This is a genomic window from Streptomyces sp. NPDC057424 (assembly GCF_042803315.1).
Classification (GTDB): Bacteria; Actinomycetota; Actinomycetes; order Streptomycetales; family Streptomycetaceae; genus Streptomyces.
The window spans coordinates 1-20805 of record NZ_JBHVCP010000050.1 but is presented as its reverse complement, the minus strand read 5'-3'; the positions used below and the strand labels follow the sequence as shown (position 1 = coordinate 20805).

Genomic DNA, 20805 nt, shown 5'->3' with positions numbered 1-20805 from the left:
GCCCGTTGCGTTTACCGTTGAAGAGCGACGCGAGGCGCCGTGACGTCCTGAGGAGGAGCCCTTGTGGAAGCAGTGATCGCAGTCTTCGCCCTGCTCTTCGTGCTCTTCGTGGGGCTCGGGGTGTATGCCACCGTGAAGGCGGTCGGCGCCGCCAAGCGCGGCGTGGACCGCGGTATCACCCAGGCCCGCCGCACGGTCGAGGACCACACACTGCGCGCCAAGTCCTTCGCCCAGCCCGGAGCCGCGGGTGAACTCGCCCAGCTCAGGCTGAAGCTGCGCACCTCGATGCGCGCCACGCAGGACGCGCTGAACGCGGCCGTCGCCGAGGACGAGTCCCTGAAGGAGTCCGTCGGCCTCTTCGAACGGCTCAGCGCGCACGGCCACGAGCTGGACGACGAGCTCAAGCGCCTGGAGTCCGAGCCGAACCGCGCCGCGCTCACCGAGCGGCTGCCCGAGCTGCGCGAGCGCACCGAACGCATCACGCACTCGGCCGACTCGCTGCGCTGGGCGGCCCACGACCGCGCCCGCCGCTTCGCGGACGACGACCTCGACTCGCTCGGCGCACAGATCGACCTGGAGTCCGGGGCGCTGCGGCACTGGACGGCTCCGGAGCCGCAGCCCACGTCCTCGCAGCAGCCCACGTCCTCCCGGCAGCCGGACTCGCCGCCGCAGCCCGCGACGCAGCCGTGGCCCGAGGCACCCGCCTCCGATGCCGCCACGGCCGGGCAGACCTGGTCGGACGCCGCGCAGTCGGGCTCCGCGCCGGAGCCGGATCGGCCCGCCATCACGCCGCCGGGACCGCCCCCGGCCTACCCCTGGCAGAAGAAGCCCCGCCCCGAGAGCACCACTTGATCCGGCCACACGCGACGCAGGGCATCGGGGCCGGGCTGCCGCACGGGCGCTACGGCAGGTAACCTCCAGCTCATGTCCCGCCATGTCGCGATCGTCACCGATTCAACGGCCTACCTGCCGACCCGGACGATGGAGCGCCACGGCATCACAGCGGTACCTCTGACCGTGGTCCTCGGCGACCGGGCGCTGGAGGAGGGCACCGAGATCTCGACCCGCGCCCTCGCCCAGGCTTTGCAGAAGCGGCGTCCCGTGACGACCTCGCGACCCGCTCCCGCGCTCTTCGAGGAGACGTACCGCAAGGTCGCCGAGTCCGGCGCCACGGGCATCGTCTCCCTCCACCTCTCCGCCGAACTCTCCGGTACGTACGACGCGGCAGTTGCGGCCGCACGGCAGGCGCCGGTGCCGGTGCGGGTGGTGGACACCGGCATGATCGCGATGGCGCTCGGGTTCTGCGCGCTCGCCGCAGCGGAGGCCGCGGAGTCGGGCGGGGCGGTCGACGAGGCCGTCGCCGCCGCGGAGAAGAGGGCCGCGGGCACCTCCGCCTACTTCTACGTCGACACCCTCGACTACCTGCGGCGCGGCGGCCGTATCGGTGCCGCGCAGGCCCTGCTGGGCTCGGCGCTCGCGGTGAAGCCGCTGCTGCAGCTGACCGACGGCCGCATCGAACCGCTGGAGAAGGTGCGGACCGCGTCCAAGGCGATCGCCCGCCTGGAGGAGATCGCGGCCGACCGTGCGGGCAGCGCCCAGGTGGATGTCGCCGTTCACCATCTCGCCGCCCCGGACCGGGCGTCGGCCCTCGCCGACCGGTTGCGGACCCGAGTGCCCGGCCTGGCCGATCTGCATGTCAGCGAGGTCGGGGCGGTGATCGGGGCGCACACGGGGCCCGGGCTGCTGGGAGTCGTGGTTTCGCCCCGGTGAACGTTGCTGTGGGGCTCCGGTCACCCGTGTGAGGGGCGGAGTTATCCACAACCGGGGGACTGTCCCCGGGAAATGACCAAGATCATCGCGAGCGGGCCGAAGTGGCCGATCCTCGTCGCATGGCACTTCGATCACGTTCACGCACAGCGACCGCGACCAGTGGGCCGGGCCGTGGGCCGGCGTCCGACGGGCGCGTCCGCCCTCACCGACGGCCGCCTGCCGCGCGCGGGCGGGCCCGGCAGCGTCAAGCCTCGGCGGAGGAACTTCGCCGGCGCGCAGGGCTGCTGTTCGGCGAGCACGCCGGGTCGCTCGGGACTCCGGGGCAGGCCGAGCCGGTCGAACGGGCCGGGGAGCGGCGGGAGTCGGGGCAGGGACCGCCGGGGCCGCCGGGTTCCGTCGGTGTCGACGAGACTCCGCGAGGGCTGGCTGGCGGCGATGCTGTCGCCGAGGCGGACGACGGGGACGGTCGCGGAGCGGAGGGAAGCCGGCGGGAGCGGGCCGCGCTCGCGCTGCGCGAGCGAATGCCGCTGTGGTTGCAGTCCAGGTGTGGTCTGGAGCGGCGGAGCGTGCTGGCTCTGACCGTGGTGCTCGTCGTCGCAGCGGGGTTCGCCGTGCAGCACTTCTGGGCAGGCCGGACGCAGTCCGTGCGGCCGCCGGAGGTGGTGCGGGCGGCGGAGCCGTACGGGGAGCGGCAGACGGGGGAGGAGCGAGGTCCGGGCGCCGCCGGGGTGCCTGCCGGTGCTCCTTCCGGAGCTTCTGCCGGGTCCGTGAAGGCGGGGGCGGCGGCGATCGTCGTGGATGTCGGTGGCAAGGTCCGTGAACCAGGGATCCACCGGCTGCCGGCCGGCTCGCGGGTGGCGGACGCGCTGCACGCGGCGGGTGGGGTGAAGCCGGGCACCAGCACCGACGGGCTCAACCGTGCCCGGTTCCTCGTGGACGGCGAGCAGGTGATCGTCGGGGGACCGGCCTCCGCCACGGGACCTGGGGCGGGCGGTGCCGCTCCCGGTGGGCCGGCCGGGGCTGCGGCGGCCGCACCGGCCGCTCCGGTCTCCCTCAACACGGCCACCGCGGACCAGCTCGACACCCTGCCGGGCGTCGGCCCGGTGCTGGCGCAGCACATCATCGACTACCGCACGCAGCACGGCGGCTTCCGTTCCGTGGACGAGCTGCGTGAGGTGAACGGCATCGGTGACCGCCGCTTCGCCGACCTGCGGAATCTCGTACGGCCATGAGGAGCCTCCCCGGCCCGCCGGTGCGGCAGGACGAGGAAGCGTCCGGGCTCCGCCCCACCCGGTCGTCCGTGCACGCTTCCTCAGGTACCCGTCTCGGCACTGCCCGCCCACGCCAGGACGGGCCGGCGGATCTGCGGCTCGTACCACCCGCCCTCGCGGCCTGGGGCACGGCGGCGCTGGTGCTGGACGCGGCGCCGGAGTGGGTGCTCGGCATCGTGATCGGTTGTCTGGTGGCCCTCGGACTGCTGCCGCTGGCCCTGCGGCCCCGGGCGGCGTCATGGCCGCGAGCCTCGGCCGCAGCCCTGCTGATGTGCGTCGCCGCGGCCGCCGCCTCGGCCGGGCTGCACGGGGCGGATCTGCGCCGGGGGCCCGTGCCCGGCCTGGCACGGGAGTACGCGAGGGTGACCGCCGAGGTCGAGCTCACGTCAGACCCGCGGCTCACCCGGCCGGAGGTCCGGGGTGATCACGTGGCCCCGACGGCCGTGCTGATCGACGCCCACGTACGGCGCGTCCAGGAGGCGGGAGGCACGGCGGTGGCGACGCGGGCACCGGTGCTGGTGATCGTGGACCCGGACGCGGCCCGTCCCGGTCGGGTTGCCGGTGGGCGCGGCCCGTCACCGTGGCTCGGCCTGCTGCCGTCGACGCGGCTGCGGGTAGTTGCGCGGCTGGCGCCCCCGATGACGGGCGGCGACCGGGTCGCGGCAGTGCTGCGGGTGCGGGGCCAGGGCGAACCCGACGTGGTGGGACGGCCCTCGGGGCCGCAGCGGCTGGCCGGGCGGCTGCGTGCCGGGCTGCGGGAGGCGACCGACGGGCTGCCTGCGGACGCCCGGGCGCTGTTGCCGGGCCTGGTGGTGGGGGACACCTCGCGGATCACACCGGAGTTGGAGGAGGCGTTCAAGGAGACCGATCTCACGCACACGCTGGCCGTGTCCGGGGCCAACTTCACGATCCTCCTCGCGCTGCTGCTCGGGCCGCCCGGCCTGGCGCAGCACGTCGAGCGGCGGGGGCTCGCGCCTGGGCTCGGTATCTCGCTGCGCGGGACGGCGGTGCTCGGGGGTGCGCTCTCGCTCGGGTTCGTCGTCGTGTGCCGACCGGATCCGAGTGTGGTGCGTGCCGCGGCCTGCGGAGCCGTGGCGCTGCTCGCCCTGGCGACCGGCCGCCGGAGGTCGATGATCCCGGCGCTGGCGACGGCGGTCCTGCTGCTGGTGCTGTACGACCCCTGGCTGGCGCGGAGTTACGGGTTCCTGCTGTCCGTCGTGGCGACCGGCGCCCTGCTCACGCTCGCGCCGCGCTGGAGCGCCGGGCTGAGGCGGCGCGGGGTGCCGCCGAGGGTGGCCGAGGCGCTGGGCGCCGCCGCAGCCGCGCAGGCCCTGTGCGCGCCGATCGTCGCCGTGCTGTCGGCGCGGGTGAGTCTGGTGGCGGTGCCCTGCAATCTGCTCGCGGAGTTCGCGATCGCGCCGGCGACCGTGCTGGGGTTCGCGGCGCTGGCCACGGCGCCGGCGGCGATGCCGGTGGCCAAGGCCCTGGCGTGGTGCGCGCACTGGCCCGCGGAGTGGATCGCTCAGATCGCCCGGGCCGGGGCGGCGCTGCCGGGCGGGGGAGTGGACTGGCCGGGCAGCTGGGCGGGTGCGGCGCTGCTCCTGGCCGTGACCCTGGTCGTGGTGTTCGTCGGACGGCGGTTGCTCGGGCATCCCTGGTGGTGCGGGGTCTGCGGAGTGCTGCTGGCACTGGTGGTGGTGCAGCCGCCGCCGCTGACCCGGGTGGTCACGGGCTGGCCGCCGCCGGGCTGGCGGCTGGTGATGTGTGACGTGGGCCAGGGCGATGCCCTGGTGCTCGCGGCGGGCGAGGGGACCGGCGTGGTGGTGGACGCCGGGCCCGACCCGCAGCTCGTCGACCACTGCCTGCGCTCGCTGGGCATCAGCAGGATTCCGCTGGTCGTGCTCACCCACTTCCACGCCGATCACGTGGCGGGCCTGCCCGGGGTTCTGCGCGGACGGGCGGTGGGCGCGATCGAGACGACGGGGTTCGAAGAGCCCGCGGACCAGGCCGCGTTCGTGCGGAGGCTGGCGGCGAGGCAGCGGATTCCCGTGACCCGGGCAGCGGCCGGGGAGCAGCGGCGCACGGGGGAGTTGTCCTGGCAGGTGGTGTGGCCGCCCCCGAGCCCGCCTCCGGACACGCCTCCGGACACGCCTCCGGGCTCGCCTCCGGGGGTGCTTCCGGCCCCTCCGGCGCCGGCGCCGGAGGGGCCGAACGACGCCAGTGTCGCCATGCTGGTCCGCTCGGCCGGACTGCGCCTGCTGCTTCTCGGAGACCTGGAGCCCCCGGCGCAGCGGGCACTGGCGCGGTCACCGGCGGCCGAGGCGCTGGAGGAGGTGGATGTGCTGAAGGTCGCCCACCACGGCTCGGCCTACCAGGACCCCGGCCTCATGGGCCGGGCCGCCCCGCGGCTGGCCCTCATCTCCTGCGGCGAGGACAACTCCTACGGACACCCGGCGCCCGGCACGGTCGCGGCGCTGCGCGCCGGGGGCGCGGCGGTGCTGCGGACGGACCGGGACGGCGCGCTCGCGGTCGTAGGAGGGGGCGGAGAGCTGAAGGTGGCGCGAGACTGAGGGCATGAACTCTGCACAGGTTGATGCCTATCTCCGCCGACTGGGAGTCGAGCACCCGGCGTGGCCCACCGTCGACGCGCTGCGCGAACTGCACCTGCGCCACCTGCAGACCGTGCCGTTCGAGAACCTCTCGATCCATCTGGGCGAGGAGATCGTGCTGGAGGAGAAGCGGCTGCTGGACAAGGTGGTGGGCGCGCGGCGCGGCGGGTTCTGCTACGAACTCAACGGATCCTTCGGCGCGTTGCTCGCCACGCTGGGATACGACGTGGCACTGCTGGCGGCACGGGTGTACGGCGACGAGGGGCGGCTCGGGATTCCCTATGACCATCTCGCGCTGCGGGTGCGGACGGTGGACGGGGGCGACTGGCTGGCCGATGTCGGGTTCGGGGCGCACAGCCATCTCCCGCTGGCGTTTGGGGACCGGGGAGAGCAGGAGGACCCGGGCGGCACGTTCCGGATCGTCGAGGCGGGGCCGGACGCGGCCGGGGTGCGCGGCGGGCACGGCACGGTGGAGGCGGCGGACCTGGACGTGTTCCGGGACGGCGGACCGCAGTACCGCCTGGAGGTACGGCCGCGGGCGCTCGGTGACTTCGTGGCCGGGGTGTGGTGGCACAGCACGTCGTCGGTGTCGCATTTCACGCGGTCGCTTGTCTGCTCGCGGGTGACGGACGACGGAGGCAGGATCACGCTCAGCGGGCGCAGGCTGAAGGTGACGGCGGCCGACGGGACGCGGGAGGAGCGGGAGCTGGAGACGGACGGGGAGGTGCTCGGGGTGTACCGGGAGCGGTTCGGGGTCGAGCTCGACAAGGTGCCGGCCCTGCGAAATCCCGCGTAGCAGTCAATTCCGGCCACACGTGGCTACTCGTGCGTAGTACCAGCACATCTGCTGGATTCCCGTGATGTGGTCCTGTGTTGCCTCGAAAGCCTCACCAGTGGTCGAATGCGTCTTCGGCGATGTGTGATCAACAGTGAGCAACAGGCGATTTCGAGTCACTCAGAGGAGTCGTGGATGATCGGCCGCTGGCGGGGAAGCCGCACCAACCGGGTGCAACGGACGAGTCCCCTGGCGGCGGTGCCGACCCCGCCGAGCGCGGGGGCGCTGTCCTGCCGGGTCCTGGACCCGGTCAACGAGCCGGTCAGGCACGCGGAGTTCGCGGTCACGGACGCCGTGGGGCGGCCGGTGGTCAGCGGAGGAGCGGACCCGTACGGGTCGTTCGTGACGACGGTGCCCGCGGGGGAGTACCGGCTCGCGGTGTCGGCGGAGGGGTACACGCCCTACCGGGCGACCACCCAGGTCGCGGAGAACACGCTCGCGTCGCTCGGGGACGTGACGCTGCAGGTGGCCCGGCCTCCGGAGCTTCCCGATGCCGGTGACTGGGAGATCGAGCCGGCGCACTCCTCGATCGGGTTCACCGCGCGGCACATCGGACTGGCCCGGATCCACGGGCAGTTCAAGTCGTTCGCGGGGGTCATCCGGGTCGCCGATCCGCTGGAGCGGTCGGCGATGCACGTGGTGATCGACGCCGCGTCCATCGACACCAACATGAGGATGCGCGACGACCATCTGCGCTCCCCGGACTTCCTGGACGTCGAGACGTTTCCGACGCTGGAGTTCTACAGCGAACGGTTCGTGCACAAGGGCGGGAACCGGTGGGCCGTGACGGGGGCACTGTCGCTGCACGGCGTGACGCGGACGGTCACGCTGGACACGGAGTACCTGGGGCTGGGCAACGGCATGGAGGGCGAGGTGCGGGCGGCGTGCCGGGCCACGACCGAGCTGCACCGGGACGACTTCACCGTGAACTGGCAGACCATGCTGGCGCGGGGCATCGCGGTGGTGGGGCCGAGCATCAGGGTCGACCTCGATGTGCAGGTCGTCCGCAAGGGCTGAGCGGCCGGGCCGCGACGCGGTGTCGGACAATGTCCGGCGTGAGTGATGTGCGACATGTGCTGGTACTGCCCGACCGTGATGCCGCGGAAGAGGTGGTGGAGGCACTGCGGGAGCGGTTCGGGGTCGTCGAGGAGCCCCGGCTGGTGCGGGACGCGCTGGCCGGAGAGGACGACGCCGAGGACGCGCAGTGGCTGGTCGTCCTGCGGGACGAGGACGAGCGGCTGGACCCCGGGAAGCTGGACGGGCTGGCCGGCGAGTGGGAGGGCTGGCGGGAGGAACCGTAGGCGCCCGGTGCCCGGTCTTCCGCCCACGCGTCCCGGTCCGCCGGAGCCGGCTGTCAGTGGCGCGTGGGATGCTTGTCGCGATGGCCAGGAAGACTGCGCATGACGACCCCCTCGCCCCGGTGACGCTCGCCGTGGGCCAGGAGGACCTGCTCCTCGACCGTGCGATGCAGGAGGTGGTGGCCGCCGCGAAGGCCGCCGACGCCGACACCGACGTACGGGACCTGACCCCGGACCAGCTGCAGCCCGGCACGCTCGCCGAGCTGACGAGCCCCTCGCTCTTCGCGGAGCGCAAGGTCGTGGTCGTACGCAACGCCCAGGACCTGGCGGCCGACACGATCAAGGACGTGAAGGCCTATCTCGGCTCCCCCGCCGAGGAGATCACCCTCGTGCTGCTGCATGCCGGCGGGGCCAAGGGCAAGGGGCTGCTCGACGCGGCGCGCAAGGCCGGGGCGCGTGAGGTGGCCTGCCCGAAGATGACGAAGCCGGCGGACCGGCTGGCGTTCGTGCGGGGTGAGTTCAGGACGACGGGGAGATCCGCCACGCCGGAGGCGTGCCAGGCGCTCGTCGACGCCATCGGCAGCGATCTGCGGGAGCTGGCCTCGGCGGTGTCGCAGCTGGTCGCGGACGTCGAGGGGACGATCGACGAGGCGGTCGTCGGGCGGTACTACACCGGGCGGGCCGAGGCGTCGAGTTTCACGGTCGCCGACCGGGCGGTCGAGGGGCGGGCAGCGGAGGCCCTGGAGGCGTTGCGCTGGTCCCTGTCGACCGGGGTCGCGCCGGTGCTGATCACGAGTGCGCTCGCGCAGGGCGTCCGGGCGATCGGCAAGCTGTCGTCCGCGCGCGGGGGACGGCCGGCCGATCTCGCGCGGGAGCTGGGAATGCCGCCGTGGAAGATCGACCGGGTGCGGCAGCAGATGCGGGGCTGGACTCCGGACGGGGTGTCGATCGCGCTGCGGGCCGTGGCCGAGGCGGACGCGGGCGTGAAGGGCGGGGGCGACGACCCCGAGTACGCGCTGGAGAAGGCAGTGGTCACCATCGCCCGCGCGGCGCGCTCCAGAGGGCGAAGCTAGGGCCTGTCGTCTGGATCAGGCCGCAGACGCGGGCCTGGCACGCGCCTCTGCCGCTTGTCGTCGGTTGCCGCCCCCCATCCCCAGCAGGTTCCCCTCGCGGTCGTGGAACCAGGCGCCGCGTTCGCCCCGTGCGCCCTTGCTCGGGTAGTTCCCCTCGATCTCGGCGCTGCCGCCCCGGGTGCGCAAGCCGGGGGGTGTCGACCTCCTCGAACACCACGCCGCGCCGCTTCAGCCCGGCGACCGCCGCCTCGATGTCCTCGACCTCCCACGCCATCTGCGTGAAGGTGCCGGGCGAGGATCCCGTCGAGCGGAACAGGACGAACCCCCGCGCCGCCGCACCGGTAGAGCAGCCCGCCGGTGCGTTGGTGTCGTCCGTGTCCATGCTTCCACTGTGCCGTGATCGAGTCGCCCTCCTCCTGCCGAGGAGGAGAATCGGGTGTATCAGCCGTACGTCGCCAAATGACGGAGAGGTGGCGAAGGCCATGGCTGAACACCCGCACGCAGCGCTGGTCCGCAAGGGATTCGAGGCCTTCTCGCGGGGTGACATGGACACCTTGCGGGGGCTGATCGCGGCCGATGCCACCCACCACGTGCCCGGCAGTCACCCGTTGTCGGGCGACTTCAAAGGGGTGGACTCGATCATCGAGATGTACGAGCGGCTCGGCGAGGAGAGCAACGGAACGGCGCGTGCCGACCTGATCGGCATCTGTGTCGACGGCCGCGGGCACGCCGTCGGCATGACCCGCTTCACGGCCGAGCGCAACGGCAAGCACCTCGACGACACCGGCTGCATCATCTTCCGGATCGTCGGCGACAAGGTCACCGACCTCGACGAATGCGTCGAGGACATCGAGAAGAACAACGAGTTCTGGTCCTGAACAGGCCGAAGGCCCCGCCGGCCGCTCTGGGGAAGAGCGGAAGGCGGGGCCTTCGGTTCAAGCTGCAGGATCCGCGCCCGCGTGGCGAACGCAGGCCGCGCGCGGATCCGAGGGGTGCCGGACGGGAGCGGATGAGAGAGGGCCCGCTCGATTCCCTCCGGCGTCACATCAGATGTCAGCCCTTGAGCGCGTCGACCTTCTGAGCCAGCGCAGACTTCTTGTTGGCAGCCTGGTTCTTGTGGATGACGCCCTTCGAGACGGCCTTGTCGAGCTGACGCGCGGCGACGCGCTGGTACTCGGTGGCCTTCTCGGCGTCACCCGCGGCAGCCGCCTCACGGGCCTTGCGGATCGCGGTCTTGAGGGAGGACTTGACGGCCTTGTTGCGCTGCCGCGCCTTCTCGTTGGTCTTGATCCGCTTGATCTGGGACTTGATGTTCGCCACGAATGAGCCTTCTCAGGTTCTGGCACGAGGGCGCACGGACACCGCACGATTCCCGCACCGGGTGATTTCTTGAGGTCGTGCCTCCTGCGAGAGGGCATGAGGCACAGCCACCCAGGCTACCAGCGGCCACTCCTGCGGCCCAAACCCGTCCATGGTCCCCGCCCGTGGGACCATGGAGGCTACGTATCGATCCGACCCGAGACCGCAGACACTGCGGACGCCTCAAGAATCAGGACCCTGCGTGCCCGCGATCCCCAGCCACGTGCCCGAGCCGAGCCGTACCGACCCGGCTCTGATCCGCAACTTCTGCATCATCGCGCACATCGACCACGGCAAGTCCACGCTCGCCGACCGGATGCTCCAGCTGACTGGAGTGGTCGAGCAGCGGCAGATGCGCGCCCAGTACCTCGACCGCATGGACATCGAGCGCGAGCGTGGCATCACGATCAAGTCACAGGCCGTGCGACTGCCGTGGGCCCCGACCCATGACAAGAACGACACGCACATCCTCAACATGATCGACACCCCGGGGCACGTCGACTTCACCTATGAGGTCTCCCGGTCGCTCGCCGCGTGCGAGGGGACCATCCTCCTGGTCGACGCCGCCCAGGGCATCGAGGCGCAGACCCTCGCCAACCTCTACCTGGCGATGGAGAACGAACTCACGATCATCCCCGTACTCAACAAGATCGACCTGCCGGCCGCGCAGCCCGAGAAGTTCTCCGAGGAGCTCGCCAACCTGGTCGGGTGCGACCCCGAGGACGTGCTCAAGGTGTCCGCCAAGACCGGCCTGGGCGTCGAGGCGCTGCTCGACAAGGTCGTCGCGGAGATCCCCCCGCCGGTCGGCGTCGCGGACGCCCCCGCCCGCGCGATGATCTTCGACTCGGTCTACGACTCCTACCGCGGTGTCGTGACGTACGTCCGTGTCATCGACGGCAAGCTCAACAGGCGCGAGCGGATCCGGATGATGTCCACCGGCGCCACGCACGAGCTGCTGGAGATCGGCACCAACTCGCCGGAGATGCTCCCCGCCGACGGTCTCGGCGTCGGCGAGGTGGGCTATCTGATCACCGGCGTGAAGGACGTCCGCCAGTCCAAGGTCGGTGACACCGTCACCAGCCAGCAGAAGGGGGCCACGGAGGCGCTCGGCGGCTACAAGGACCCCAAGCCCATGGTGTTCTCGGGCCTGTACCCGCTGGACGGATCGGACTACCCCGAGCTGCGCGAGGCCCTGGACAAGCTGCAGCTCAACGACGCCGCCCTGGTCTACGAGCCGGAGACCTCCGCGGCCCTCGGCTTCGGCTTCCGTGTCGGCTTCCTCGGGCTGCTGCACCTGGACGTGATCCGGGAGCGGCTGGAGCGGGAGTTCGGCCTCGACCTCATCGCCACCGCGCCGAACGTGGTCTACCGCGTCCTCATGGAGGACGGCGTCGAGCACACGGTCACCAACCCGAGCGAGTTCCCCGAGGGCAAGATCTCGGAGGTGTACGAGCCGGTGGTACGGGCCACCATCCTGGCGCCCAGTGAGTTCATCGGCTCGATCATGGAGCTGTGCCAGACCCGGCGCGGTGTCCTGCTCGGCATGGACTACCTCTCGGAGGACCGGGTGGAGATCCGCTACACCCTGCCGCTCGCCGAGATCGTCTTCGACTTCTTCGACCAGCTGAAGTCCAAGACCCGCGGCTACGCCTCGCTCGACTACGAGCCCACCGGCGAGCAGACCTCCAGCCTGGTCAAGGTCGACATCCTGCTGCACGGCGACAAGGTCGACGCCTTCTCGGCGATCACCCACAAGGACCAGGCGTACGCGTACGGCGTACGGCTCGTCGCCAAGCTCAGGGAGCTCATCCCGCGGCAGGCCTTCGAGGTGCCGGTCCAGGCCGCCATCGGCTCCCGGGTCATCGCCCGCGAGACCATCCGCGCCATCCGCAAGGACGTCCTCGCCAAGTGCTACGGCGGTGACATCTCCCGTAAGCGGAAGCTGCTGGAGAAGCAGAAGGAAGGCAAGAAGCGGATGAAGATGGTGGGTTCCGTAGAGGTTCCGCAGGAGGCGTTCATCGCCGTCCTGTCGAGCGATGACAGCGCGGGTTCGGGCAAGGGCAAGAAGTAATCACGGATTACCGTGGGTTACGCCGCAATCCGGGTAGAAAGGGGCTCGTCGCGCGAAAGTGCGGCGGGCCCCTGTGCGTAGGCGGGGTAGCTCTCTGTACGAAGTGACAGGCCGCAGCCCCTTACGCAGGGGCCGGTCGCCCTCTACTCTGATCCCTGCTCGATAGTTACTCGCGAGTTAAACAACGGCTCGTGACCTGCACCTCGTGAGTGAAACCCAGCCGCACCTGAGCCAGCCGCACCGTCGCGGGCCCCGGAGGATGTCGTGAGCGACACACAGACCCTGATCGAGAACCGTCCGCCGTCCGTGGCGGGCCTCTTCCTGGAGCGCGTGGCGGCCACGCCGGACGCCGAGGCCTATCGGTACCCGGTCCCGTCGTCGGCGGACCAGGGGCCGGACGACTGGAAGTCGCTGAGCTGGGCGCAGGCAGCCGAGCGGGTCTACGCCATCGCGGCGGGGCTCATCGAGCTGGGTGTGCAGCCCGAGCAGCGCGTGGCCCTCGCCGCCGGCACCCGGATCGAGTGGATCCTCGCCGACCTCGGCATCATGTGCGCCGGCGCGGCCACGACCACGGTGTATCCGCAGACCAACGCCGACGAGTCCGCGTACATCCTGTCGGACTCCGAGAGCCGGGTGCTGATCGCGGAGAACGCCGAGCAGCTGGCCAAGGCCAAGGAGAAGCGCGCCGAGCTGCCCGAGCTGACGCATGTCGTGGTGATCGACGCGGCCGGTGTCGAGACCGCCGACTGGATCCTCACCCTGGACGAGCTGGAGAAGCGCGGCGCGGCCCGGCTGGAGAAGGATCCCGACCTGGTCAAGGAGCGGGTCGGAGCGATCACCAGGGACCAGCTGGCCACCCTCATCTACACCTCCGGCACCACGGGCCGCCCCAAGGGCGTGCGCCTGCCGCACGACAACTGGTCGTACATGGCGAAGGCGATCGCCGCGACGGGTCTGGTGAGCACCGAGGACGTGCAGTACCTGTGGCTGCCCCTCGCGCACGTCTTCGGCAAGGTCCTGACCTCCGGGCAGATCGAGGTCGGGCACGTCACAGCCGTGGACGGCAGGGTCGACAAGATCATCGAGAATCTGCCGGTGGTGCAGCCGACGTACATGGCCGCCGTGCCGCGCATCTTCGAGAAGGTCTACAACGGTGTGGCCGCGAAGGCCCGTGCGGGCGGAGGGGCCAAGTACAAGATCTTCCAGTGGGCCGCCGAGGTCGCCCGCGAGTACGCCAAGGTCTCCCAGGACAACTTCCGGCGGACCGGGACGGCGTCCGTGCCGTTCGGGCTGGGCGCCAAGCACAAGGTCGCCGACGCTCTGGTGTTCGCCAAGATCCGTGAAGCCTTCGGCGGGAACCTGCGGGCCTGCGTCTCCGGTTCCGCCGCCCTGGCGCCGGAGATCGGCTACTTCTTCGCGGGCGCCGGCATCCACATCCTGGAGGGCTACGGCCTGACCGAGTCCTCGGCGGCGTCCTTCGTGAACCCGGGCGAGGCCTACCGCACCGGAACGGTCGGCAAGCCGCTGCCCGGCACGGAGGTGCGGATCGCCGACGACGGGGAGATCCTGCTGCGGGGCCCGGGCATCATGGAGGGCTACCACAAGCTGCCCGAGAAGACCGCCGAGGTGCTCGAGCCGGACGGCTGGTTCCACACCGGGGACATCGGGGAGCTGTCGCCCGACGGATACCTGCGGATCACCGACCGCAAGAAGGACCTCATCAAGACCTCGGGCGGCAAGTACATCGCCCCGGCGGAGGTCGAGGGGCAGTTCAAGGCGGTGTGCCCGTACGTGTCCAACATCCTGGTGCACGGGGCCGACCGGAACTTCTGCACGGCGCTCATCGCGCTCGACGAGATCGCGATCACGGAGTGGGCCAAGGACAACGGCCTGGAGGGCAAGCCGTACGCGGAGATCGTGGCGGCGCCGCAGACCGTCGAGATGGTCGACGGGTATGTGAAGCAGCTCAACGAGGGGCTTCAGCGCTGGCAGACCATCAAGAAGTTCCGGCTGCTGCCGCGGGATCTCGACGTCGAGCACGGTGAGATCACGCCGAGCCTGAAGCTGAAGCGGCCGGTGGTGGAGCGGGAGTACAAGCATCTGATCGAGGAGATGTACGACGGGTCCCGCGAGGCGTAGGGAGTGGCGGGGCTGTGCGGCGGGGTGCGTGCCGTCGGGGCTTGTCGCGCCCACGCGGCGGAGTCGCACCTCGGTACAGCCCCGCACCCCTGAGCACCGTGTTCCACCCCGCGTCTCAGCTCACGGATCTCCGTCCTGAGGCGCTCCACCTCCCTGCCCTTGCGGTAGAGGTCCAGGAAGTCGCTGACCTTGGCCCCGAGGACCCAGGGGTCGAAGGGCTTGGCCAGGTAGTCCGCGGCTCCGGTCGCGTAGCCGCGGAAGGCGTAGCCCGAGTCGTCGTCCGCGCCGGTGAGGAAGACGATCGGGACGTCCCGGGTCTGGTCGAGGCGTTTGATGTGGGCGGCCGTCTCGAAGCCGTCCATGCCGGGCATCCGGATGCCGAGCAGGACGGGCGGGATCGGCTGCCGCAGCAGGGCCTTCATCGCCTCCTCGCCCGAACGGGCGCGTACCAGCGGCTCGTTGAGCGAGGCGAGGATCGTCTCCAGGGCGGCCAGGTTGTCCTCCATGTCGTCGACGAGGAGGATGCCGGCGCGTCGAAGTGAGTGGCCGTGTCGCTCATGCCTCTTCTTCCGTGCCCTCGGGGTCCGGCAGCGCGCACACGACCGTCAGCAGACCCTCGGGGCCCACCGGCTTGGGCACATGGTCGTCGGCGCAGCGAAGTCAGGTTCAGACGTCATGAAGTTGACGTCACCGGTGAGGTCCTTCCAGACCCCCGAGACGCCCCCGAACGGTCGACCTGGGCGTCGAGCGGCTGGTTCGCATCGTTGACCCGGGACGTCCACAGGCCCCGGCCCGGGCTGGCCGCGAGCAGGGGACGCAGACCGGATGCACGAATCTGACCGTCTTCGTGCCGGTCTTCGACCACAGGAGTAGCACGGTTCTCACTCATGGCGGCCCACTTCGGTAACTCGGCGCTTATGGGCGTGGTCAGTCTGTCACTCTGTCGGCATCGACTGTGGCGTATTCGTACGAACTGCCCGGGGAGCTGTCCATGGGGGCCATTCCGACGCAACGGGAGACCGCCTCCCGTGCCTCAGAGGCGCCTGCACACGCGTGGGAGACGCCCGTGCCGGTCCAGGAGGGGCCCGTTTCCGAGGAGCCCGCACCAATGGCGGAGGCGATCACACCGTCCGCGGAGGTGATCACACCCTCCGCCGGGGCGCTCGCCCCCGATTCGCGCGCGCCGGCAGGCGCGGCGCCCGCACAGGAGCGCGCGCGGGCGCACACGGCCCTGCCCGGCAGTTCCCTCGCGCCGGGCGCCGCCCGCGCCCTGGTGCGCGCCGCGCTCGCCGAGTGGACCGGGCTCGGCCTGCCCGGCGCCGAGCACCTCACCGGCCGCCTCGCCGACGACGCCACGCTCGTCGTCAGCGAACTCGTCACCAACGCCGTCGTGCACGCCGGCACCGACGTCGAGATGGAGTGCCGGCTGGAAGGCGACGCCCCCGGCACGGCCGCGCTCGTCGTCGAGGTCTCCGACCACCACCCCTCACGCGCCCCGCGCGGCAGCGAGCCGGAGACCCCGCACGGCACCCCCGAGTACGGGCGGGGCCTGCGGCTCGTCGGCGCGCTCTCCGAGGCCTGGGGGATCACGTACCGCACGGGCCGCAAGACCGTCTGGGCGCGGCTGCTCGCCGAGGGGTGCGCGGCGGGCGAGCAGATCGAGGCGTACGCCGGGGAGCACGCGCTGGCGCGCGGCCTGCGGGTCGCGGAGATCCTGGCGCCCGAGCCGGGCCCGGGCGACGAAGTCGGGGAAGCCGTACGGGCCTGGCGTGGCGGCGGAGAGCTGTGGGACCTGCGTGAAGCAGGAGAGACCTGGGACTCGCGGGAAGGCGGGGAGGCACGGGACTGGCCCGACTTACGGGAGGCCCGTGACCTGCGTGACTGGAACGACCTACGGGACTGGCGGGACCGGCACGAGAACCACGGCGGACCGAACGGCCCCGACGGCGCATGGCTCGGCCGCGGCGCCCTCTCCTTCCTCGCCGAGGCCTCCGACCTGCTCGCAGGACAGCTCGACGAGGACCTGGTCGCGGCCCTCGCCGGGCAGCTGATCGTGCCGCGGCTGGCCGACTGGTGCGCGGTGTGGCTGGAGGACGAGGCCACCGGCGGAGGCTGGAGCGGCGGAGCCGGCGCGGGCGGCCCGCGCCTTGCCCGGGTCTGGCACGGCAGCGAGAACCGTATCGAGGAACTGCGCCGCGTCCTGGAAAAGGACCCGCCGCAGCCGTTCGACCCGAGAGGGGCGTCCCCCTTGGAACGCGGCCGGGAGCAGGGCAGGGCCGGGCCCGTCGACTACCCGTGGCCCGGCGAGGCGCTCGGCGACGGCGAGCCCGGCTCGGCGCTCGCGTACCGGCTGGTCGCCGGTGGGCGCCCGCTGGGCACCCTCGTCATCGGACGCTCAGGGAAGGCCGGCTTCCCCGACGAGATCACCGGCCTCGTCGAGGATCTCGGCCGCCGGGTGGCCCTCGCCATCGGCGCCGCCCGCCGGTACGCCCGCCAGGCCACCATCAGCGCCGTCCTCCAGCGCGGACTGCTGCCCGGCGCCGTGGCCGAGATCCCCGGCCTGCGCAGCGCCCTCGTCTACGAGCCGTGCGACAAGGGCGGGCCCAGCGGCGACTTCTACGACCTGTTCCCGGCCGGCGACGGCCGCTGGTGCTTCGCCGTGGGCGACGTCCAGGGCAAGGGGCCCGAGGCGGCCGTGGTGATCGGCCTGGCCCGGCCCTGGCTGCGACTGCTGGCCCGCGAGGGCTACCGGGTCGCCGACGTTCTGGACCGCCTCAACCAGCTCCTGCTCGACGACGCCACGGAGGCCGCGGACGCGGCGGCACGGGCACTGGTGGCCGCGGGAGCCCGGCCGACCCCGCCCGGTGACGGCCCCCAGACGCGCTTCCTGTCCCTGCTGTACGGGGAACTCGTCCCCTTCGACGGCGGTGTCCGCTGCACCGTCGCCTCCGCCGGGCACCCGCTGCCGCTGCTGCTCGGGGCGGGCGGCGAGGTCCACGCGTGCGCGCAGCCGCAGACCCTGCTGGGCGTCGTCGAGGACGCCACCTACGCCAGCGAGACCTTCGAGCTGCGCTCCGGCGACACGCTGCTGTGCGTCACCGACGGCGTGACCGAGCGCCGCTCCGGCTCCCGCCAGTTCGACGACGGGGACGGACTCGCGGCGGCGCTGGCCGGGTGCGCCGGGCTGGACGCGGAGCTGATAGCCGAGCGGATCAAACGGCTGGTGCACGACTTCGGGGCGCGGCCCCCGGCGGACGATCTCGCGCTGCTGGTGCTCCAGGCGGATTGACCGCGCGGGTGCTGGACAATGGAGGGCATGCCTTCCGCACTCCCCGACGGCGAGCCCGTCCCCGACGACGGCACGCTGCCCGCGTCCGCGCTCGCCGGGGCCGCCGATCGTCCGCTCGGGTTCTACCTGCACGTTCCGTATTGCGCGACCCGCTGCGGCTACTGCGACTTCAACACGTACACCGCGACCGAGCTGCGCGGCACCGGCGGCGTGCTCGCGTCGCGCGACAACTACGCCGGGACGCTGGCCGACGAGGTCCGGCTGGCGCGCAAGGTGCTGGGCGACGATCCGCGGCCGGTCCGCACGGTGTTCGTGGGCGGCGGCACGCCCACGCTGCTGGACGCCGGTGACCTCGTACGGATGCTGCGGGCCGTCCGCGACGAGTTCGGGCTGGCGGAGGACGCCGAGGTCACGACGGAGGCGAATCCCGAGTCGGTCGACCCCGCGTACCTGGCGACGCTGCGCGAGGGCGGCTTCAACCGGATCTCGTTCGGGATGCAGAGCGCCAGGCAGCACGTGCTGAAGGTGCTGGACCGCACGCACACGCCGGGGCGGCCCGAGGCGTGTGTGGCGGAGGCGCGGGCGGCAGGGTTCGAGCATGTGAATCTCGACCTGATCTACGGCACGCCGGGTGAGTCCGACGACGACTGGCGGGCGTCGCTGGACGCGGTGCTGGGGGCCGGGCCGGATCATGTCAGCGCGTATGCGTTGATCGTCGAGGAGGGCACGCAGCTGGCCCGGCGGATTCGCCGGGGCGAGGTGCCCATGACGGACGACGACGTGCACGCCGACCGGTACCTGATCGCGGACGAGGTTCTCTCCGGAGCGGGTTTCGAGTGGTACGAGGTGTCGAACTGGGCGACCTCCGAAGCCGGGCGGTGCCTGCACAACGAGCTGTACTGGCGGGGGGCCGACTGGTGGGGGGCCGGGCCCGGTGCGCACAGTCACGTGGGCGGGGTGCGGTGGTGGAACGTGAAGCATCCCGGGGCGTACGCGGGGGCGCTGGCCGCGGGGCGGTCGCCCGGGGCGGGGCGTGAGCTGCTGTCCGGCGAGGACCGGCGGGTCGAGCGGATCCTCCTGGAGCTGCGGCTTCGGGAGGGTGTGCCGCTGTCCTTGTTGCGTGAGGAGGGGCTGGCAGCTTCGCGCAGGGCTCTGTCGGACGGGCTGCTGCAGGAAGGCCCGTACGGGGAGGGGCGGGCTGCGCTGACGCTGCGAGGGCGGTTGCTGGCGGACGGGGTGGTGCGGGACCTGGTGGACTGAGACGCCGGGCACCGGCGCCGCGGGCGGGTGGGTCCGCGGCGCCGGCGGAACGGGGGTGCCGCCGCACCCACCCGTGCCGCTCCCAGCGGCACGACGGCCCACGGCCAGGCGGACCCGAGGGCCGCAGGGGGGCGGGCCGGGGCTGTGGCCGAGCGGGATGCGGGGCGTGTGCCGCAGCTCCTGCGGCCGGGGCGCTACGCCGGAGCCGTGACGAAGTCGATCAGCTCTTCCACCCGGCCCAGCAGTTCCGGTTCCAGGTCCTTGTACGAGTGGACCCCCGACAGGATCCGCTGCCACGCCGCCCCCGTGTTCTCCGGCCAGCCCAGGGCCCGGCACACCCCCGTCTTCCAGTCCTGGCCCCTCGGTACCCGGGGCCACGCCCCGATGCCCAGGGACGACGGTTTCACCGCCTCCCAGATGTCGATGTACGGGTGGCCCACCACCAGGGCGTGCTCGCTCGTCACCGACTCGGCGATGCGCCACTCCTTCGTGCCGGGGACCAGGTGGTCGACCAGCACCCCCAGCCGCGCGTCCGGCCCGGGTGCGAATTCGGCCACGATCGACGGCAGGTCGTCGACGCCCTCCAGGTACTCCACGACCACGCCCTCGATGCGCAGGTCGTCGCCCCATACCTTCTCGACCAGCTCGGCGTCGTGGCGGCCCTCGACGTAGATGCGGCCGGCGCGCGCGACACGTGCGCGTGCGCCGGGGACGGCCACCGAACCGGAGGCCGTGCGGGCCGCACGTGCGGGGCCGCCCGGCGCGGGGCGGACGAGCGTGACCACCCTGCCCTCCAGCAGGAAGCCGCGCGGCTCCATCGGGAACACCCGGTGCTTGCCGAAGCGGTCCTCCAGCGTCACCGTGCCCGCCTCGCAGCGGATCACCGCGCCGCAGAAGCCGGTCCCCGGCTCCTCCACCACCAGGCCCGGCTCCGCCGGAACCTCGGGCACCGGCTTCGGCTTCTTCCACGGCGGGGTCAGATCGGCGGAGTACTGGCGCATTCGAACGACGATAGGAGAAGGCGAACGGCGATCACCGCGACACGCCGAAACGCGCCGCCAGCGCGTCCCGTTGCGCCCGCACGAACGCGGCGTCCACCACCGCTCCGTGACCGGGTACGTACACCGCGTCCTCGCCGCCGAGGCCGAGCAGCCGGTCCAGGGCGGCCGGCCAGTGCGACGGCACCGCGTCGGGGCCCGCCTGGGGCTCCCCGGACTCCTCGACCAGGTCACCGCAGAACACCACCTCCGGATCACCCGGCACCAGCACCGCCAGGTCGTGGGCGGTGTGCCCCGGGCCGACGTTCGCCAGCAGCACCTGCCGGCCACCGCCCAGGTCCAGGGTCCACTCACCGGAGACCAGGTGGCCCGGCGGGGCCAGCCGCTCCGCCGCCTCCTCGGCCGTGGGCGCCGCCAGGCCGTTCCGTACCGCGTCCGCGCGCAGCTCCTCGCGGTCCCGCACCCGCGTCAGCAGCGCGTCCACGCCCACCGCGCCGAACACCTCCGCGTCCGTGAACGCCGCCGCCCCGAAGACATGGTCGAAGTGCGGATGGGTCAGCGCGAGATGTGTCACACGGTGGCCCGTGAGCGACCGCGCCTGCGCGCGCAGCTTCGCGCCCTCGGCGAGACTCGACCCCGCGTCGATCAAGAGGACCGCGCCCTCCCCGGCGACCAGCCCCGCCGTGCAGTCCCACACCGGCAGCCGGCACCGCCCCACCCCGGCGGCCACGCGCTCCCATCCGAGGTCTTCCCAAGTCACCGTCATACGGCGACGCTAGCGGTGCGCCCCGCTCGGGGCACGGCACCGCACGACCAGCCTTGCCGGGGGTGTA

General features: G+C 72.3%; 16 protein-coding genes and 2 pseudogenes. 13 read left to right on the top strand and 5 right to left on the bottom strand.

The features are described from left to right. Positions 1-63 precede the first annotated feature (63 nt). The 8 genes from ACFU3E_RS29985 (at position 64) to holA (ending at position 8856) form a co-directional block, all read left to right on the top strand. Positions 64-852 (top strand): hypothetical protein, encoded by a 789-nt coding sequence (locus ACFU3E_RS29985; RefSeq protein WP_384165059.1) that lies wholly within the window; start codon positions 64-66, stop codon positions 850-852. 72 nt (positions 853-924) lie between these two features. Then, the gene (locus ACFU3E_RS29980; protein ID WP_384165056.1) at positions 925-1770 is read left to right on the top strand and encodes a DegV family protein; all 846 of its coding nucleotides are present in this window, start codon (positions 925-927) and stop codon (positions 1768-1770) included. Between the two features lie 119 nt (positions 1771-1889). Then, positions 1890-3002: a helix-hairpin-helix domain-containing protein gene (locus ACFU3E_RS29975; protein ID WP_384165053.1), complete on the top strand. Its 1113-nt coding sequence runs from the start codon at positions 1890-1892 to the stop codon at positions 3000-3002. Further along, entirely contained in the window at positions 2999-5611 is a 2613-nt protein-coding gene (locus ACFU3E_RS29970; protein ID WP_384165050.1) for a ComEC/Rec2 family competence protein, read from the top strand. The genes ACFU3E_RS29975 and ACFU3E_RS29970 overlap by 4 nt, the downstream gene beginning before the upstream one ends. Positions 5612-5615: 4 nt before the next feature. Continuing rightward, positions 5616-6446: an arylamine N-acetyltransferase gene (locus ACFU3E_RS29965; protein WP_384165047.1), complete on the top strand. Its 831-nt coding sequence runs from the start codon at positions 5616-5618 to the stop codon at positions 6444-6446. A 174-nt stretch (positions 6447-6620) separates the two neighbouring features. After that, a complete protein-coding gene (locus ACFU3E_RS29960) occupies positions 6621-7502 on the top strand; it encodes a YceI family protein (RefSeq protein ID WP_384165044.1) in 882 nt (293 codons plus the stop codon). Positions 7503-7540: 38 nt separating this feature from the next. Beyond that, positions 7541-7786, top strand: a complete 246-nt coding sequence (locus tag ACFU3E_RS29955) for a hypothetical protein (protein ID WP_384165041.1) — start codon at positions 7541-7543, stop codon at positions 7784-7786. A gap of 80 nt (positions 7787-7866) precedes the next feature. Beyond that, positions 7867-8856, top strand: coding sequence for a DNA polymerase III subunit delta (holA, locus tag ACFU3E_RS29950; protein WP_384165038.1), 990 nt, complete (start codon positions 7867-7869; stop codon positions 8854-8856). Positions 8857-8871: 15 nt separating this feature from the next. On the opposite strand, the pseudogene ACFU3E_RS29945 reads toward holA, so the two are convergent. Further along, positions 8872-9221: pseudogene (locus ACFU3E_RS29945) on the bottom strand (VOC family protein); the annotation flags it as partial. Between the two features lie 117 nt (positions 9222-9338). On the opposite strand from ACFU3E_RS29945, the gene ACFU3E_RS29940 reads away from it, so the two are divergent. Beyond that, the gene (locus tag ACFU3E_RS29940) at positions 9339-9734 is read left to right on the top strand and encodes a nuclear transport factor 2 family protein (protein WP_384165035.1); all 396 of its coding nucleotides are present in this window, start codon (positions 9339-9341) and stop codon (positions 9732-9734) included. Positions 9735-9909: 175 nt separating this feature from the next. Here ACFU3E_RS29940 and rpsT read toward each other — a convergent pair whose 3' ends face one another. Then, a complete protein-coding gene (rpsT, locus tag ACFU3E_RS29935) occupies positions 9910-10176 on the bottom strand; it encodes a 30S ribosomal protein S20 (protein ID WP_384165032.1) in 267 nt (88 codons plus the stop codon). Positions 10177-10417: 241 nt separating this feature from the next. On the opposite strand from rpsT, the gene lepA reads away from it, so the two are divergent. Continuing rightward, positions 10418-12286 (top strand): translation elongation factor 4, encoded by a 1869-nt coding sequence (lepA, locus tag ACFU3E_RS29930; protein ID WP_384165029.1) that lies wholly within the window; start codon positions 10418-10420, stop codon positions 12284-12286. A 264-nt stretch (positions 12287-12550) separates the two neighbouring features. After that, on the top strand, positions 12551-14425 hold the full coding sequence (locus tag ACFU3E_RS29925; RefSeq protein WP_384165026.1) for an AMP-dependent synthetase/ligase: 1875 nt from the start codon (positions 12551-12553) through the stop codon (positions 14423-14425). Between the two features lie 119 nt (positions 14426-14544). Here ACFU3E_RS29925 and ACFU3E_RS29920 read toward each other — a convergent pair. Beyond that, positions 14545-14931 (bottom strand): annotated as a pseudogene (locus tag ACFU3E_RS29920) (two-component system response regulator); the annotation flags it as partial. A gap of 485 nt (positions 14932-15416) precedes the next feature. Here ACFU3E_RS29920 and ACFU3E_RS29915 point away from each other — a divergent pair. Further along, a complete protein-coding gene (locus tag ACFU3E_RS29915; protein WP_384165023.1) occupies positions 15417-17714 on the top strand; it encodes a SpoIIE family protein phosphatase in 2298 nt (765 codons plus the stop codon). Positions 17715-17741: 27 nt separating this feature from the next. Then, on the top strand, positions 17742-18974 hold the full coding sequence (gene hemW, locus ACFU3E_RS29910; protein ID WP_384165020.1) for a radical SAM family heme chaperone HemW: 1233 nt from the start codon (positions 17742-17744) through the stop codon (positions 18972-18974). Between the two features lie 194 nt (positions 18975-19168). Here hemW and ACFU3E_RS29905 read toward each other — a convergent pair whose 3' ends face one another. Together ACFU3E_RS29905 and ACFU3E_RS29900 are read right to left on the bottom strand one after the other, a co-directional pair. Next, entirely contained in the window at positions 19169-19975 is an 807-nt protein-coding gene (locus ACFU3E_RS29905; RefSeq protein WP_384165018.1) for a DUF3097 domain-containing protein, read from the bottom strand. A 31-nt stretch (positions 19976-20006) separates the two neighbouring features. Further along, positions 20007-20738, bottom strand: a complete 732-nt coding sequence (locus ACFU3E_RS29900) for an MBL fold metallo-hydrolase (RefSeq protein WP_384165015.1) — start codon at positions 20736-20738, stop codon at positions 20007-20009. Positions 20739-20805 lie beyond the last annotated feature (67 nt).

What these genes read in the sequence shown, in the direction of transcription:
- ACFU3E_RS29980 (WP_384165056.1), top strand. Translation starts at nt 925, where the DNA reads ATGTCCCGCCATGTCGCGATCGTCACCGATTCAACGGCCTACCTGCCG.
- ACFU3E_RS29975 (WP_384165053.1), top strand. Translation starts at nt 1,890, where the DNA reads ATGGCACTTCGATCACGTTCACGCACAGCGACCGCGACCAGTGGGCCG.
- ACFU3E_RS29970 (WP_384165050.1), top strand. Translation starts at nt 2,999, where the DNA reads ATGAGGAGCCTCCCCGGCCCGCCGGTGCGGCAGGACGAGGAAGCGTCC.
- ACFU3E_RS29965 (WP_384165047.1), top strand. Translation starts at nt 5,616, where the DNA reads ATGAACTCTGCACAGGTTGATGCCTATCTCCGCCGACTGGGAGTCGAG.
- ACFU3E_RS29960 (WP_384165044.1), top strand. Translation starts at nt 6,621, where the DNA reads ATGATCGGCCGCTGGCGGGGAAGCCGCACCAACCGGGTGCAACGGACG.
- holA (WP_384165038.1), top strand. Translation starts at nt 7,867, where the DNA reads ATGGCCAGGAAGACTGCGCATGACGACCCCCTCGCCCCGGTGACGCTC.
- ACFU3E_RS29940 (WP_384165035.1), top strand. Translation starts at nt 9,339, where the DNA reads ATGGCTGAACACCCGCACGCAGCGCTGGTCCGCAAGGGATTCGAGGCC.
- ACFU3E_RS29915 (WP_384165023.1), top strand. Translation starts at nt 15,417, where the DNA reads ATGGGGGCCATTCCGACGCAACGGGAGACCGCCTCCCGTGCCTCAGAG.
- hemW (WP_384165020.1), top strand. Translation starts at nt 17,742, where the DNA reads ATGCCTTCCGCACTCCCCGACGGCGAGCCCGTCCCCGACGACGGCACG.
- ACFU3E_RS29905 (WP_384165018.1), bottom strand. Translation starts at nt 19,975, where the DNA reads ATGCGCCAGTACTCCGCCGATCTGACCCCGCCGTGGAAGAAGCCGAAG.
- ACFU3E_RS29900 (WP_384165015.1), bottom strand. Translation starts at nt 20,738, where the DNA reads ATGACGGTGACTTGGGAAGACCTCGGATGGGAGCGCGTGGCCGCCGGG.